General features: G+C 67.5%; 16 protein-coding genes. 3 read left to right on the top strand and 13 right to left on the bottom strand.

The window, feature by feature from the left end; all coding sequences use genetic code 11:
- Nucleotides 1-68 precede the first annotated feature (68 nt).
- The 7 genes from A5678_RS19830 to A5678_RS19800 all read right to left on the bottom strand — a co-directional run bounded on the left by A5678_RS19830 (nt 69) and on the right by A5678_RS19800 (nt 7,264).
- Complete coding sequence (locus A5678_RS19830; RefSeq protein ID WP_068045545.1) at nt 69-911, bottom strand: SHOCT domain-containing protein; 843 nt, start codon at nt 909-911, stop codon at nt 69-71.
- Nucleotides 912-1,001: 90 nt separating this feature from the next.
- Nucleotides 1,002-1,754 carry a PE family protein gene (locus A5678_RS26675; RefSeq protein WP_082945630.1) on the bottom strand — a complete coding sequence of 251 codons (753 nt, stop codon included), beginning with the start codon at nt 1,752-1,754 and terminating at the stop codon, nt 1,002-1,004.
- 132 nt (nt 1,755-1,886) lie between these two features.
- A complete protein-coding gene (gene tuf, locus A5678_RS19820) occupies nt 1,887-3,077 on the bottom strand; it encodes an elongation factor Tu (protein ID WP_066951944.1) in 1,191 nt (396 codons plus the stop codon).
- Nucleotides 3,078-3,186: 109 nt separating this feature from the next.
- The gene (fusA, locus tag A5678_RS19815; RefSeq protein ID WP_082945629.1) at nt 3,187-5,292 is read right to left on the bottom strand and encodes an elongation factor G; all 2,106 of its coding nucleotides are present in this window, start codon (nt 5,290-5,292) and stop codon (nt 3,187-3,189) included.
- 70 nt (nt 5,293-5,362) lie between these two features.
- On the bottom strand, nt 5,363-5,833 hold the full coding sequence (gene rpsG / locus A5678_RS19810) for a 30S ribosomal protein S7 (protein WP_007167813.1): 471 nt from the start codon (nt 5,831-5,833) through the stop codon (nt 5,363-5,365).
- Nucleotides 5,833-6,207, bottom strand: a complete 375-nt coding sequence (gene rpsL / locus A5678_RS19805; protein WP_007167812.1) for a 30S ribosomal protein S12 — start codon at nt 6,205-6,207, stop codon at nt 5,833-5,835. Before rpsL ends, rpsG begins: the two co-directional genes overlap by 1 nt.
- A gap of 412 nt (nt 6,208-6,619) precedes the next feature.
- Complete coding sequence (locus A5678_RS19800; RefSeq protein WP_068045541.1) at nt 6,620-7,264, bottom strand: TetR/AcrR family transcriptional regulator; 645 nt, start codon at nt 7,262-7,264, stop codon at nt 6,620-6,622.
- A 137-nt stretch (nt 7,265-7,401) separates the two neighbouring features.
- Between A5678_RS19800 and A5678_RS19795 the strand changes: the two genes are divergently transcribed.
- From A5678_RS19795 to A5678_RS19785, 3 genes are all read left to right on the top strand, one after another.
- A complete protein-coding gene (locus A5678_RS19795; RefSeq protein ID WP_068045538.1) occupies nt 7,402-7,770 on the top strand; it encodes a DUF3060 domain-containing protein in 369 nt (122 codons plus the stop codon).
- Nucleotides 7,771-7,866: 96 nt separating this feature from the next.
- On the top strand, nt 7,867-8,319 hold the full coding sequence (locus A5678_RS19790) for a DUF3060 domain-containing protein (protein ID WP_156747002.1): 453 nt from the start codon (nt 7,867-7,869) through the stop codon (nt 8,317-8,319).
- A 199-nt stretch (nt 8,320-8,518) separates the two neighbouring features.
- Complete coding sequence (locus A5678_RS19785) at nt 8,519-9,280, top strand: DUF732 domain-containing protein (RefSeq protein ID WP_068045532.1); 762 nt, start codon at nt 8,519-8,521, stop codon at nt 9,278-9,280.
- Nucleotides 9,281-9,294: 14 nt separating this feature from the next.
- On the opposite strand, the gene A5678_RS19780 is transcribed toward A5678_RS19785, so the two are convergent.
- From A5678_RS19780 to A5678_RS19755, 6 genes are read right to left on the bottom strand one after another with little or no spacing between them, the layout of a single operon-like run.
- Nucleotides 9,295-10,062: a crotonase/enoyl-CoA hydratase family protein gene (locus A5678_RS19780; RefSeq protein ID WP_068045529.1), complete on the bottom strand. Its 768-nt coding sequence runs from the start codon at nt 10,060-10,062 to the stop codon at nt 9,295-9,297.
- On the bottom strand, nt 10,059-10,778 hold the full coding sequence (locus A5678_RS19775) for a PaaX family transcriptional regulator C-terminal domain-containing protein (RefSeq protein ID WP_068045526.1): 720 nt from the start codon (nt 10,776-10,778) through the stop codon (nt 10,059-10,061). Before A5678_RS19775 ends, A5678_RS19780 begins: the two co-directional genes overlap by 4 nt.
- Nucleotides 10,779-10,781: 3 nt before the next feature.
- Entirely contained in the window at nt 10,782-11,720 is a 939-nt protein-coding gene (locus A5678_RS19770) for a crotonase/enoyl-CoA hydratase family protein (protein ID WP_067211782.1), read from the bottom strand.
- Nucleotides 11,721-11,727: 7 nt separating this feature from the next.
- Nucleotides 11,728-13,356, bottom strand: a complete 1,629-nt coding sequence (locus tag A5678_RS19765; RefSeq protein ID WP_068045630.1) for an acyl-CoA dehydrogenase family protein — start codon at nt 13,354-13,356, stop codon at nt 11,728-11,730.
- A gap of 52 nt (nt 13,357-13,408) precedes the next feature.
- Entirely contained in the window at nt 13,409-14,248 is an 840-nt protein-coding gene (locus tag A5678_RS19760; RefSeq protein WP_068045521.1) for a PHB depolymerase family esterase, read from the bottom strand.
- 10 nt (nt 14,249-14,258) lie between these two features.
- A complete protein-coding gene (locus A5678_RS19755; protein WP_068045518.1) occupies nt 14,259-15,014 on the bottom strand; it encodes a deoxyribonuclease IV in 756 nt (251 codons plus the stop codon).
- Nucleotides 15,015-15,060: the final 46 nt, after the last annotated feature.

Genomic DNA, 15,060 nt, shown 5'->3' with positions numbered 1-15,060 from the left:
TTCGCCGCGCCCTATCGACGCAGCAAGGCTAGCAGCGAAACTGAAACCTGTTCTAACTCGCCCGGGGATCAGATTTCGGAGATGATCTGCGCACGCCGGCTGTTGTACTCCTGGTCGGTCAGCGCACCGCTGGCGCGCAACGTCTCGAGCTCTTGGAGGCGCTCAGCGATCGACGGTTGCGGCGGCGTCACTACCGGTACCGGGCCCGCGGCAGCGGCCGTCTGGGCGGCCGGTTGCGCGGCCGGCGCCTGTTGTTCGGCCGCACGGCGTACGACCGCCTGAACCTGTTGGCGCAGCACCGGGTTCGACCGGATGTCGACCATCCGGTTGAGCGGAACGTTGTTGGCCTTGAGGATCTGCAGGATCTCCATCAACGGTCCGGCCTGCCCGCTCAGGTCGTAGGTCCTGTTGTCCTCGGCCACCGTGAATTGAGCGGGCACCAGGCCGTTGACCAAAGCGCTTCGCTCCCAATCGATCCGGTATTCGTTGGTGGTGGGGTTGACCAGGACGACCACCTTGCGCGCACTCAAGTTGCCGAGCCGGGTCACGCTGGCGATCACCCGGTCTTCGCTGTCGAACGGCAGCACCCCCGGCCCGGAGATGTGCAGGTGCACCTTCACCACCTGCTGGTTGTTGATCCACGTCCCCGTCTCGGTGACGCCCGTGATCTGAGCGAGCGCCAGCACCCCGTTCTGCTCGAGCTCTGCCGTCTTGGCCGAGGACTTCGCGCCGTAATTGGCCAGGGCGAGCGCGATCAGCACGTCAGCCACCGTGATGAGCAGGCCGACGTAGAACATCCACTGCAGCAGGCTGCCGAGCCCGAGGGTGAAGTAGACGATCAAGAAAATCGGCCCGACCAGGCCGCCACACAGCAAAACCACCAACTGTGCCTTCAGGTAGCGCGCCAACACGAGTGTCTCCTTGCCCTTGCTGGAAATTTCCGTGTCAGGTTAGCGCTCGCGCTGCCTCCCCGCGCGTTATACGCGCAAACCGGAGGGGCGTCAGTCCACCTTGGGTATGACGGTGGGCGCCGGGCGCGCGGACGACTCCGCTGACGCCGCAGGGGTGGGCGAGTGGGCCGACACCATCTTCACCGGCGTGCCGGTCGATACCGGCATCGCAGGGGCCGCCGCGGCTTGTGGTGTCTCCACCTGCGCCGGGGCCGACGCGATCGGATTGACCGCCGCCGGGGCTGGCGCCGCGGGCTGCGTGGTGGCGGGGGTGTAGGCCGGCGTCACCATCCGCACCGGCGTCGCCGATGTGGTGGCCGGGGCCACCGCGGCCGGCCCCGTGGTGGCCGCGGCTACCGTCGGACTGGCCGGTGCCTGCGCCCCGGCGATCGCCGAGGCCGGTGCGACCGCCGACATCAGGGGTGCCGCCGGTACACCCGGCGCCGAACCACCCGCGACCGTCGCCGCGGGCACCTGCGCCGCCATCGACGCGGGGGCCGCCGCGGACTGCAGGGGCGTGGTGTTGGCGGCCTCGGCGGCGAGATACTGCGCCGCTCCGCCGTTCATGAGCTGCACGAACTGGTTGTGAAACGCCGCGGCTTGAGCGCTCAGCGCCTGGTACACCTGGGAATGTGCGTCGAACAGCGCCGCGATGCCGGTCGATACCTCGTCGGCACCCGGGGCCAGCACGCTCGACGTGGGGCCCATTGCCATAGAGTTCGCCGAGGTGATCGTCCAGCCGATCCTGGCCAAATCCGACGCCGCAGCGGCGACGTATTCGGGCGTCGCGAATACGAAGGACATCCGAACCTCCCGGCCATCTTCCCCGACTCCCTTGTCCCGGAATCGTAGCGGAACCGCCGGCGTTCGGCCCCGTAAAACGCATAAAGCCCGGATTGCCGAGATCGGCAATCCGGGCTTTACGGCTAGCTGGACTTACTTGATGATCTTGACGACCCGGCCGGCGCCGACAGTGCGGCCACCCTCGCGGATCGCGAACCGCAGACCGTCGTCCATGGCGACGGGCTGGATCAGCTTGACCGAGATGTTGGTGTTGTCGCCGGGCATCACCATCTCGGTGCCCTCCGGCAGCGTCACCACACCGGTCACGTCCGTGGTGCGGAAGTAGAACTGCGGACGGTAGTTGTTGAAGAACGGCGTGTGCCGGCCGCCCTCGTCCTTGGACAGGATGTAGACGCTGCCCTCGAACTCGGTGTGCGGCGTGGTGGTGCCGGGCTTCACGACCACCTGACCGCGCTCGACGTCCTCACGCTTGATACCACGCAGCAACAGCCCGACGTTGTCGCCGGCCTGTCCCTGGTCGAGCAGCTTGCGGAACATCTCCACACCGGTGACGGTGGTCTTGGTGCTGGTCGGCTTGATGCCGACGATCTCGACTTCCTCGTTCACGTTGATCACACCGCGCTCGACGCGACCGGTGACCACGGTGCCACGGCCGGTGATGGTGAAGACATCTTCCACCGGCATCAGGAACGGCTTCTCGGTCTCACGGACCGGGTCCGGGATCGACTCGTCGACGGCCTCCATCAGCTGCTCGACCGACTCCACCCACTTGGCGTCGCCCTCGAGCGCCTTCAGCGCCGAGACCCGCACGACCGGGGCGTCCTCGTCGAACTCCTGGGCGGCCAGCAGTTCGCGGACCTCCATCTCGACGAGCTCGAGCAACTCCTCGTCGTCGACCATGTCGGCCTTGTTCAGGGCGACCAGGATGTAGGGCACCCCGACCTGACGCGCGAGCAGCACGTGCTCACGGGTCTGCGGCATCGGGCCGTCGGTGGCGGCGACCACCAGGATCGCGCCGTCCATCTGGGCCGCACCGGTGATCATGTTCTTGATGTAGTCGGCGTGACCCGGGGCGTCGACATGGGCATAGTGCCGCTTGTCGGTCTGGTACTCCACGTGGGAGATGTTGATCGTGATACCGCGCTGACGCTCCTCGGGAGCGTTGTCGATCTGGTCGAACGCGCGGGATTCGTTCAGGTCCGGGTACTTGTCGTGCAGAACCTTGGTGATAGCCGCGGTCAGCGTCGTCTTGCCGTGGTCAACGTGACCGATGGTCCCAATGTTGACGTGCGGCTTCGTCCGCTCGAACTTCGCCTTCGCCACTTCGTTGTCCTCCTGGACTGTTGGTGCTCGTTAAAGCAGTGTTGGTGTTTTCAGTTGTGCCGCGCCCAAGGCTTTGCAATGACCCGGCAAGATTACTCCGAGGCGATATTTACTGACCCGTCGCCTTCGCGATGATCTCTTTCGACACGTTCGCCGGCACTTCGGCGTACGAGTCGAACACCATGGAGTAGTTGGCCCGGCCTTGGGTCTTGGACCTCAGGTCGCCGACGTAGCCGAACATCTCCGACAGCGGCACGTGCGCTTTGACGACGCGTGCACCGCTCCGCTCCTCCATGGCCTGAATCTGACCACGGCGGGAGTTCAAGTCGCCGATCACGTCGCCCATGTAGTCCTCGGGCGTGGTGACCTCGACGGCCATGATCGGTTCCAGAATCACCGGCTGGGCTTGCTGCGCAGCCTTCTTCAGCACCTGCGAACCGGCGATCTTGAACGCCATCTCGGACGAGTCCACCTCGTGGAAGGCGCCGTCGAGCAGCGTGACCTTCAAGTTCACCAGCGGGTAGCCGGCCAGCACACCGTATTGCATGGCGTCCTGCGCCCCCGCGTCCACCGACGGGATGTACTCGCGCGGGATGCGGCCGCCGGTGACCTTGTTCTCGAATTCGTAGGTCGCGCCGTCCTCGCCGTGGAACGGCTCGAGGTTGATCAGCACCTTCGCGAACTGGCCCGAGCCACCGGTCTGCTTCTTGTGGGTGAACTCGACCTTCTCCACCAGCCGCCTGATGGTCTCCTTGTAGGCGACCTGCGGCTTACCCACGTTGGCCTCGACCTTGAACTCGCGGCGCATGCGGTCGACCAGGATGTCCAGGTGCAACTCACCCATGCCACCGATCACGGTCTGGCCGGTCTCGGAGTCCTGGTGGACCTTGAACGTCGGGTCCTCCTCAGCCAGCTTCTGGATCGACAGGCTCAGCTTCTCCTGGTCGCTCTTCGTCTTGGGCTCGATGGCCACCTCGATGACCGGGTCGGGGAAGGTCATCGACTCCAGCACGACCTGGTCGTTGGGGTCGCTCAGGGTGTCGCCGGTGGTGGTGTCCTTCAGGCCGATCACCGCGTAGATGTGACCCGCCGACGCGGTCTCCACCGGGTTCTCCTTGTTGGAGTGCATCTGGAACAGCTTGCCTAGCCGCTCCTTCTTGCCCTTCGTGGAGTTGATGACCTGGCTGCCGGAGTCGACCTTGCCCGAATACACCCGGACGTAGGTGAGCTTGCCGAAGAACGGGTGCGTCGCGACCTTGAACGCCAGCGCCGAGAACGGCTCGTCGGTCGACGGCTTGCGGGTGACCTCGACGTCCTCCTTGCCCGGAGCGTGGCCGACGGCCGGCGGCACGTCCAGCGGCGACGGTAGGTAGTCGATGACCGCGTCCAGCATCGGCTGCACGCCCTTGTTCTTGAACGCGCTGCCACACAGCACCGGGTAGGCCTCCGAGCTGATGGTCAGCTTGCGGAGCGCGCCCTTGATCTCCTCGACGGTGAGTTCCTCGCCGCCCAGGTACTTCTCCAGCAGCGCCTCGTCGGTCTCGGCGACGGCCTCGAGCAGCTTGGTGCGGTACTCGTCGGCCTTTTCCTGCAGGTCAGCGGGGATGTCGACGACGTCGTACTTCTCGCCGAGCTTGGCCTCGGCGCTCCACACCTTGGCCTTCATCTCGACCAGGTCGACGACGCCCTCGAAGTCACCTTCGGAGCCGACCGGCAGCTGGATCGGGATGACGTTGGCGCCCAGGCGCTCTTCCATCGTGCGCACCGAGAAGTAGAAGTCGGCGCCGATCTTGTCCATCTTGTTGACGAAGCAGATCCGCGGGACGTCGTACTTGTCGGCCTGGCGCCACACCTGCTCGGACTGGGGCTCGACACCTTCCTTGCCGTCGAAGACGGCGACGGCACCGTCGAGCACGCGCAGGCTGCGCTCCACCTCGACGGTGAAGTCGACGTGGCCGGGGGTGTCGATGATGTTGATCTGGTTGTCGTTCCAGAAGCAGGTGGTGGCCGCGGAGGTGATGGTGATCCCCCGCTCCTGCTCCTGCTCCATCCAGTCCATGGTGGCGGCGCCATCGTGGACCTCACCGATCTTGTAGCTGATACCGGTGTAGTAGAGGATGCGCTCGGTCGTCGTCGTCTTGCCGGCGTCGATGTGCGCCATGATGCCGATGTTGCGGACCTTGGTGAGGTCGGTCAGCACGTCCTTCTGTGCCACAGAAGTCTTCCCACTCTTTCGATTGCTTGGTTGCTGTCTTTCTAGCCTCCGGCATCATCGCCGGAAGCTGTCACCAGCGATAATGCGCGAACGCGCGGTTGGCCTCGGCCATCTTGTGGGTGTCCTCACGCCGCTTGACGGAGGCCCCCAGGCCGTTGCTGGCGTCCAGGATCTCGTTCGCCAGCCGCTCGACCATCGTCTTCTCCCGCCGTTGCCGCGAGAAGCTGACAAGCCAGCGCAGCGCCAGCGTGGTGGACCGGTCCGGACGAACCTCGACCGGCACCTGGTAGGTCGCACCGCCGACGCGGCGACTGCGCACCTCCAGCGCGGGCTTGACGTTGTCGAGAGCGCGCTTGAGCGTGATCACAGGATCGGTGCCCGTCTTGTCCCGGGCGTTCTCGAGCGCACCATAAACAATGCGCTCGGCGAGCGATTTCTTCCCCTGCAGAAGAACTTTGTTCACCAGCTGGGTGACCAGTTGCGACCCGTAGACGGGGTCGTTGACCAACGGACGCTTCGGCGCGGGCCCCTTGCGCGGCATCAGCTCTTCTCCTTCTTTGCGCCGTAACGGCTGCGGGCCTGCTTGCGGTTCTTGACCCCCTGGGTGTCGAGCGAACCGCGGATGATCTTGTACCGGACACCGGGTAGGTCCTTGACTCGGCCACCACGCACCAGCACCATCGAGTGCTCCTGCAGGTTGTGGCCCTCGCCCGGGATGTAGGCGGTGACCTCGACCTGGCTCGTCAGCTTCACGCGCGCGACCTTCCGAAGGGCCGAGTTCGGCTTCTTCGGGGTGGTGGTGTACACGCGAGTGCATACGCCACGGCGCTGCGGGCTGCCCTTCAGGGCCGCGGTCTTGACCTTGGCGATCTTGTCGCGGCGACCCTTGCGGACCAGCTGCTGAATCGTTGGCATCTACCGGCTTTCTGTGTTCGTGTTGTGCGTCTGTCGGCTGTTCTCAAGTCTTCGTACTGCAGTTATGTCCGGCCGCACTACCCCGCGGCCGGGTGTGTCGCACGCGCCGCGCACCGGAGAAAGATCCGATGCAGCGTGGACATGCGAATTCGCCCGGCATCCACTTCCTTACGGTTAGGCGCCGTAAGCCGCCAGGCACGAGCCTCCACAATACCCGCCGCCGGTCTCGCGGGTCAAAGCGGCGGACCAGTGGCGATCGCAAGCGCGGCGTAGCCGGGCGCTGCGGGTCGCCACCATCGGGTTAGGTGGCGATCGCAAGCGCGGCGTAGCCGGGCGCTGCGGGTCGCCACCATCGGGTTAGGTGGGATCGCAAGCGCGGCGTAGCCGGGCGCTGCGGGTCGCCACGATCGGGTTAGGACCTGGCAGCGTCGTGCGCGACGCGCCGCTCCAGGCCCGCCGCGAGCCGCAGCACCATGTCCGAGAACAGCGCGTCGGTGTCGATGTCGTCCATGACACCGGTCATTTCCAGCAGTACGAAGCCGTGCAGCGCGGACCAGAACTCCAGGGCCGCGTAGAACGCCTCGTCGCCGTCGAGACCGTAGGAGGACAGCACCGAGATCACCGGCGCGGCCGCGCCTCGGGTCGCCGCCGTGTACTCGGGGTCGTCACCGCCCAGCGGCATCCGGGTGAACGCCGAGTACCGGCCCGGGTGGTGATGGGCGTAGCTGCGGTAGGCGCCCGCCATGACCAGCACCGCGTCGTCGCGGGCGCGGCCCTCGCCCACCCTGTTCAGCATCGTGATGATGTCGTCGATGACGCGGATCCGCACGGCGCGGCGCAGGTCTTCCAGGCTGTCCACGTGGTTGTACAGCGACGGCCCCTTGGTGCCCAGCTGCATCGCCAGCGCGTTGATGGTGAGGGCGTCCCAGCCCTCCCGGTCCAGGAAGGTGAGCGCGCCGTCGATGATGCCTTCGCGGCTCAGCTTCGCCGGGCGGGAGCCGGTCCGTCCCGCGCGGGGGCGCCCGGCCGCCGACGGCGATTCCGGCTGAGCTGCCATGGCGGGGCCCTTCGCTTGCGGTGATCGTGGTGCTTAACTAATGACTCTAGTTGACGCTGGCCGCAAAACTGTTTCAGCCATGGCCGGATGGACGTAATCTCATCGAGCAGATCCACCGTCACCAGAGGGGGCGCGCAGTGAACTGGACAACCGTCGCCGGGTCGCTGGCAACCTGTGTCATCACCGTCGCCGCGGCTCCCGTTCCCCTGGCCCAGGCGAAGAACGGCGACACCCATGTCGTCGGGCAGGGGATCCAGCAGACGCTGGATTGCAACGACGCCACGCTGTTCGTCAACGGCTCGTTCAACAACGTCACCGCGCTGGGCAACTGCTACGCGGTCACGGTGATGGGCTCGTCCAACACCGTTGTCGCCGACTCGGTCTCGCACGACATCACCGTTTACGGCTACGACCAGACGGTCTTCTACCACAACGGCACGCCGTTCATCTGGGACCGCGGCCGCGAACTGGGCATGACCAACCGGCTCCAGCAGGTACCGGGCTGAACCGGACGCCACGCCGCCATCCAAACTGAAGAGGCCATCCAAGTCGAGGGGAATCGAGGAACATTGTCCGCACACATCTTTGGCCGCCCCTCGGGGCTGACCGCGCTCGCGGTGGCGCCGGCCGTCGCGGCCGCGTTGGTGGCCGGCTGCAGTTCGACGGCGAACCCGCCCGGCGGGTCCACGACGACAACGAAGAGCAGCACGTCGACGACGAGCGCCGGCGCGTCCCCCACGACGGGGTCGAGCGGGGTGAGCACCACCGCGTCGGTCGAGATCGGCAACACGCTCAACTACGGCTCGATGGGCACCACCGCGACGCTTGACTGCGCGAGCGGCAAGTCGCTGAACGTGGGCGGTTCGAACAACACCCTGACGGTCACCGGCAGCTGCGCGACAGTGACCGTCGGCGGCACGGACAACAAGATCACGCTGGACAAGGTCGACACCCGCATCAGCGTGGTCGGGCTCAACAACACCATCACCTACAAGGACGGTGAGCCCAAGGTCGACAACCTGGGCTCGGGCAACACCATCACCAAGGGCGGCTGACCGGTAAACGTCGCGGGCAGCGGTTGCGATAGACCGTTGTCCTTGCGCCGCAATGACTTTCATACCCCGAGGCGTTGCGGCCGGGGCGCATGACGTCGTTACTTCTGCAGCGGCGCAGTGTTCGACTCGGTACCGTGCCGCCGAGATGCCATCGGCAGATCCCCGGCATATGATTCTGCCAGCAGAACGGAACCCAGCCATGTTCAGCAGTACCACCAATCGCGCCGGCGCACTGGTTACGGCCACCGTGGTACTGACCGGCGTCGTAATGCTGCCCCATGGCGCAGCGGCGGCCGACCCCAACCCCGACGACCAGTTTGTGGCGCTGCTCGACCAAAAGGGAATCCCTGCGCTCGAGAACGTCCCAAGCCTCATCGCCACAGCCCATAGAGTTTGTCGCCAGCTCGATGGCGGGATGCCGGCGGACGGCGTGGTCAACGACATGAGGGAACGGGCGTTCAATGCCAACGCGGGGGGCGGCCAATACCCTCCCGACCGCGTCAACCGCACCATTGCCCGATTCATCTCTGCCGCAGTCGAGGCCTACTGTCCGAACGATCAACCGAAGATCACGTCCCTGCAATCCATGGCGAATCCGATGCCCGGCTTGAACGAATCGACGCAGCGGAGTTCCTCGATTACGGACCGGGCCGTCAGCTCGGGGAGCGATCTTAGGGAGCCGCATTCGGCGGTACACACGGTCCCTCTGGGAGAAACCGGCCTGCCGGACCCGCCGCAGCTTCCGCCACCGTCGCCGCCGACAGCCCAGATCCTGTCGCCACCCGCCCCGGTTGCGACACCGTCTCCACGGCAACAACCGGCACCACCGGCGCAGGAGCCGCAGCCGGGAGCGCAACAGCAGCCGCCCGCGGCTCCCGCGCCGGGCGACCCTCCCGGCAATGGTGGCGTTGGTCCGGAGTCGCCGCCCATGCCGCCCGGCAGGGTCCGGCTCGCACCGTAAGGGTCCGCGCCGGCTTAGCCCGCGGGCGCCCCGTGCCGGCCGGCGCCGGCGGCAAAACGCCGCGCCCCCTGCATCGCCACAGCGGAAACCCTGTGCATGCTGGCGAATTCGAAGTCGAGCGCGTCGGCTTCCGGCAGTCCCCACTGATGCAGCGCCGAGATCCGGTCGGACCGCATGCACTCCTGCGGCAGCGCGGCCAGTTGGGCGGCCAGTTCCTCGGCCGCCTGCCGCGCCTGGCCCTTGGGAACCACGCGGTTGGCCAACCCCATCGCGAGCGCCTCGTCGGCTTTGACGCCCCGGCCGGTGAGAATCATGTCCATCGCGCGGCTGTGCCCGATCAGCCGTGGCAGCCGCACGGTGCCGCCATCGATCAGCGGCACCCCCCACCGGCGGCAGAACACCCCGAACACGGCGTCCTCCTCGGCCACCCGCAGGTCGCACCAGATGGCCAGCTCCAGGCCCCCGGCAACGGCGTACCCGCTCACCGCGGCGATCACGGGTTTGGACAACACCATCCGCGTCGGCCCCATCGGGCCCGGGCCCGTCCGGTGCACGGCGTTGGCATCCGGTGTGTCGAAGGCCTTCAAATCGGCTCCGGCACAGAAGGTTCCACCGTCACCCCACAGCACGGCCACCGACGCGGTGTCGTCGCGGTCGAATTCGTCGAACGCCGCGTGCAGCGCCGCGGCGGTGGGGCCGTTGACCGCGTTGCGCGCCGCCGGACGGTTCAGGATCACCGTCGTCACCGGGCCGTTGCGCTCGATACGCACCGGATCGTTCATTTTGCCTCCGCAAATAGTGGTTCACGCCGCTCGAGCAACTCGGTGGCGAAGTCGTGGTAGGCCGCGCGCAGCCGGGCGCCGGGCCAGTCGTCCGGCAGCAATTCGTCGGGCAGCACCGGGTCGGTGAGCAGGTGGCGCACCGTCGCCGCCGCGACCACGAAACGGCCGGGAATGTCTGGCGCGGTGGCCATCTCGTCGAGCAGTCGGTGGCCGGCCCGGGCCCAGGCGGGCAGGTCCCACAGCTGGGCGGCCAGCTGGGCGGGGTCGTCGTCGCGCGCCCGCAGCACGCGCACCCGGGCGTCGATCTCGGGGTCGAGGTCGAGCTCGAGGTTGTCGGGCCGCATCCAGACGCCTTCGCGCAGTTCGCCGAAGCGCTTGCCGTGCAGGGTGGTTCGCAGCGCCGCCCGGGTACGTGCGTCGCCCCCCACGCTGGTGACGATCAGCGTGATCCACTCCCCGCGCCACTGCCGTACCCGCGGGTCGATGGCGTCGTCCTGCCGCCGCTGGCGGGCCAGCAGTCGATCCGAGAGCCGGTAGCCGCTCGCGGACCGGATCAGGTCGCCCGCGCCGACCATGCGGGTCAGCGCCACGCGCAGGGCGGTCTCTTTGATACCGAAATCGGAAGTGAGCCTGACCAATTCACTCGCGCTGGCGCACGCCGGGTGGGCCCCCAGCAGGACGCTGAGCACCACCGACCGGGCCGTCATCGTGGGCATGGGTTATACCTGTGACGCGCGGCGGCCGTAGTCACCGAAGGGTTCGTCGCGATGCCGCACCGCGTCCCGGAAGCCGTGCTCCACGGCGTCGGCGACGAAGGCGTGGCCTTCCGGGGTGTGCCGGGCGACGCCGTCGAACACGGTGCTGACCATCCTGCTGGTGGCCACACCCTGTTGCAGGAGAGCCGAATTCAGCGCGAGCTTGACCATCATCAGCTGGTTGACGGGCACCGCGGCGATCCGCTGCACGAGCCGTTCGGTGCGCTCGTCGAGGTCCGCCGGGTCCGGCGCCTCGACCGCCAGGCCCCATTCGGCGGCTTGCGCGCCGGTGATGCAATCGCCGGTGAAGAGCAGTCGCTTGGCGCGCTGGTCGCCGAGCCGGTGCGCCCACAGCCCGGCCGCCGGGACGCCCCACACCCGCGTGGGCGGGTAGCCGATCTTGGCGTCGGCGGCGGCGATCACCTGGTCGGCGTGCAGCGCGATGTCGGTACCACCGGCCACGCAGTAGCCGTGGATCTTGACCACCGTCGGCTTGTCGGCGTGCATCAGGCTGGAGAAGCCGCGCACGAACCGGCTCATCATCTGATAGTCGATCATCGGGTCCCAGGGCTGGTCGGGTAAGTGGTTGACCGCCTGGGTTTTTCCGCTGAGCACCGTGCCCGCATAGGCGCCGGTTCCGCCGGCCGAGCCGGTGCGGTCGGCGTAGGCGCTCAGGTCGAAGCCCGCGCAAAAACCCTCGCCACGGCCGGACACCAGGATGACGTGCACGTTTGGGTCGAGGTCGGCGCGCTCCACCAGCGCCGAGAGCTCCAGCGGGGTGTCCGCGACGATCGCGTTGCCCTTTTCCGGCCGGTTGAACGTGATCCGGGCAACCCGATCGGTGACCTCGTAGGTCATCGTCTTCAGGTTGTCGAAGTCCACCGGCCTGATCGCGTGGGTCATGCGCGGCTCAGCCCTTGACCAGCGCCCGCTCGAGGATCGGCGCGAGATCCAGGCCGGTGGGCATAGTGCCGTAGGCCCCGCCCCACCGGCCGTCGAGCCGGGTGGTCAGGAAGGCCTCCGCGACGGCGGGGTGGCCGTGGCGCACCAGCAGCGCGCCCTGCAGCGCCAGACAGATGTCCTCGGCGACCTTGCGAGCGCGGTGCGCGATGCTGTCCAGGTCGGTCAGGTCCTGACGCAGGCGCTCGACGTGGCCGCCGAGTCGCGGGTCCGCGCCGGTGCTTTCGGCCAGTTCGGTGAACAGCACCTCGACGCATTCCGGGCGAGTCGCCATGGCGCGCAACGTGTCCAGCGCGCTGACGTTGCCCGAGCCCTCCCAGATGCCCATCAGCGGCGCCTCACGGAACAGCCGGGGCATGCCGGAGTCCTCGACATAGCCGTTGCCGCCCAGGCATTCCAGCGCCTCGGCGGCGTGCGGGGTGGCGCGCTTGCACACCCAGTACTTGCTGGCCGCCAGGCCGATGCGGCGCAGCAGCGCCTCCTGGTCGTCGCCGCGCAACGCCTTGTCGGTGGCGCCGGCCATCCGCATCGCGACGATGGTCGCGGCCTCGGCCTCCACGGCCAGGTCGGCAAGCACGTTGCGCATCAGCGGCTGGTCGATCAAGTAGGCGCCGAACGCCTTTCGGTGCTGGGCGTGGTGGATGGCGCGGGTCAGGCCGGTGCGCATGCTGGTGGCGCTGCCCAGGGTGCAGTCCAGCCGAGTGAGGTTGACCATCTCGATGATGGTGGGGACGCCGCGGCCCTCCTCGCCCACCAACCACGCGGTGGCACGAGAGTATTCGACCTCGCTGGAGGCGTTGGCGTGGTTGCCGAGCTTGTCCTTCAGCCGCTGCAGGAACATCCGGTTGCGGGTGCCGTCGGGCAGCACCCGCGGCAGCAGGAAGCAGGACAGCCCGCCCGGGGCCTGTGCCAGGACGAGGAAGATGTCGCACATCGGCGCCGAGGTGAACCACTTGTGCCCGGTCAGGCTGTAGCTGCCGTCCCCATTCGGGCTCGCCTGCGTGGTGCCGGCGCGCACGTCGGATCCACCCTGCTTCTCGGTCATTGACATGCCGGCGGTGATGCCGCGCTTGGTGGTGGCCAGCTTGAGTTCGGGGTCGTATTCGCGGCTGGTCAGCAGGGGCTCGTAAACCGCGGCGAGCTCGGGGTTGTAGCGCAGCGCGGGCACGACGGCGTAGGTCATCGAGATCGGGCAGGTGTGGCCGGGCTCGACATTCCAGACCGACATCTTGGCCGCGCGCACCACATGCGCGCCCGGGCGGCCGTCGGCCCACGGCGCGGCGTGGATGCCGTTGGCGATCGCCGTGCGCATCAGCTCGTGGTAGGCCGGGTCGTACTCGACCTCGTCGACCCGGTGACCGTACTTGTCGTGGGTGTGCAGGATGGGCCGGTTGCGGTCGGCGAGCTCACCCCATCGCTGCGCTTCGCGGCCGGCCGCGATCGCGCCCACCTCGTTCACCTCTTCCAGGCCCCATTCCCCGCCCTCGCGGATCAGGGCCTCGACGAGCACCGCGGACGTCGCGGGGTTGTAGTCCTCCAGCGGAGGAACCTGGTTGGTGACGACATGCGTATCCGACATGCCCTTCATGTTACATTTTTCCGACAGTCGCACAAGAGGTGTAATAGGGCGGTCACCGTGGGTGGGCGGCGAAGAAATCCCACAGCGTCCGCGCGGCGAACGGGGGCCAATCGTGGCCGCCCTGGTCGATCGTGATCAGTGTGACGCCGCGGTTGCCGGCACATCCCGCCGTCGACGTGATGACCGGGCCATCGGTGGTGGTGGCCGGGGCCGCGCACTGATCTACGTTGCGCCAGAACGCATTCACGTCAGGCACCGAGGGGCCGTTGATGACGCTGAAACCCTGCCCGCCGCCGTAGGGCACGAGCCGGTCCGCCGTGCCGTGGATGTGCATGATCGAGGCCGGACGCGGGTTCGGGCAGCGGTTCAGCTGCGTGCCGGCGACCGGACCGATCGCGGCGAAGATGTCGGTGGTGCAGGCCAGCGTGTAGGTCATGATGCCGCCGTTACTCATGCCGGTTACATAGACCTTGCCGGGGTTGGTGCCCACATTCTTGGCGATTTCCGCGACGGCCGCGCTGACGAAGGCGACGTCGTCCACCCCCTCTCGGCCCGCCCGGCCGCAGCAGCCTTCCCCGTCGACGTTCCAGGCGCGGTCGAGTCCATCCGGGTAGGCGACGACGAACTTGGCCGAATCGGCCAATTCGTCCCAGCCGTAATCCCTTTCGACCTGCCTCGCGCTGCCGGAATAGCCGTGCAGCACGACGACGAGCGGGGCCGAAGCCGGCACTCCCGGGGGCTTGTAGAGCCGGTAGCTGCGATCGTGTCCGCCCACATCGATGTGATGCAAGCTGGTGCCCGTGACGAAGCCCGAGGGCGGCTCAGGTTTCAGCGGCGAACAACCCGCCGCCAGGAGAACAACCCCGAGAAGCGCCGCGAGCCGACCGAGCACGGGCCGTAACTCAGCCGCTTGTCTTTTCCCGCAGGAACGCGATGTCGTCCTTGCGGCCCTCGTCAGCGGTTTCACAGATGACGGGTGCGTCGGCGGCCTTGACGACCGCGGCGAGCAGCTCGGGATCGATCTGGCCTGTGCCGAAGTTGGCGTGCCGGTCGGCGCCCGAGCCGGCGGCGTCGCGCGAGTCGTTGCAGTGCACCAGGTCGATGCGGCCGGTCAGCGCCTTGATCCGGTCGACCGCGTCGACCAGCTCCTCACCCGCCGCCCACGCGTGGCAGGTGTCCAGGCAGAAGCCGATTCCCTTGTCGCCGATCCGATCCCAGAGCCGGCCGATGGTGTCGAAATGACGGGCCATCGCGTGATCGCCGCCCGCGGTGTTCTCCAAGTACACCTGCACGTCGGTTTCGAGGTAGTCCAGCGCCTTGACCCAGCGCTCGAAGCCGGCCTCCATGTCGTTGTCGTCGGCGTGGCCGCCGTGCACGATCACCGCCGTCGCGTTGATTTCCGACGCCGCGTCGCAGGTGTCCTGCAGGATCTTGCGCGAGGGGATGCGGATGCGGTTGTTGGCCGAGGCCACGTTGATGAGGTACGGCGCGTGGACGTACAGCGGGATGGTCGCCGCCTTCAGCGCCTCGGCGTCGTCGCGCGGCTTGGGCTTCTTCCAGCTCTGCGGGTTGCCCAGGAAGAACTGCACGGCGTCGGCGCCGTCCGCCTGCGCGGCGGCCAGCGGATCGTCCTGGTGGACGTGCGAACCGATGAGCACGCGGCCAGTCTAATGCGGCGAGCAGACGCAGAATCGCACCCCAGGA

Source organism: Mycobacterium sp. E2733 (genome assembly GCF_001667585.1).
GTDB lineage: Bacteria > Actinomycetota > Actinomycetes > Mycobacteriales > Mycobacteriaceae > Mycobacterium.
The sequence above is the reverse complement of the archived record's forward strand: the minus strand, read 5'-3'. Positions and strand labels throughout refer to the sequence as shown.

Coding starts and splice junctions, on each gene's coding strand:
- A5678_RS19780 (WP_068045529.1), bottom strand. CDS start 10,062: ATGAACGATCCGGTGCGTATCGAGCGCAACGGCCCGGTGACGACGGTG.
- rpsL (WP_007167812.1), bottom strand. CDS start 6,207: ATGCCAACGATTCAGCAGCTGGTCCGCAAGGGTCGCCGCGACAAGATC.
- A5678_RS19765 (WP_068045630.1), bottom strand. CDS start 13,356: ATGTCGGATACGCATGTCGTCACCAACCAGGTTCCTCCGCTGGAGGAC.
- A5678_RS19800 (WP_068045541.1), bottom strand. CDS start 7,264: ATGGCAGCTCAGCCGGAATCGCCGTCGGCGGCCGGGCGCCCCCGCGCG.
- A5678_RS26675 (WP_082945630.1), bottom strand. CDS start 1,754: ATGTCCTTCGTATTCGCGACGCCCGAATACGTCGCCGCTGCGGCGTCG.
- rpsG (WP_007167813.1), bottom strand. CDS start 5,833: ATGCCGCGCAAGGGGCCCGCGCCGAAGCGTCCGTTGGTCAACGACCCC.
- A5678_RS19770 (WP_067211782.1), bottom strand. CDS start 11,720: ATGACCCACGCGATCAGGCCGGTGGACTTCGACAACCTGAAGACGATG.
- A5678_RS19785 (WP_068045532.1), top strand. CDS start 8,519: ATGTTCAGCAGTACCACCAATCGCGCCGGCGCACTGGTTACGGCCACC.
- A5678_RS19775 (WP_068045526.1), bottom strand. CDS start 10,778: ATGCCCACGATGACGGCCCGGTCGGTGGTGCTCAGCGTCCTGCTGGGG.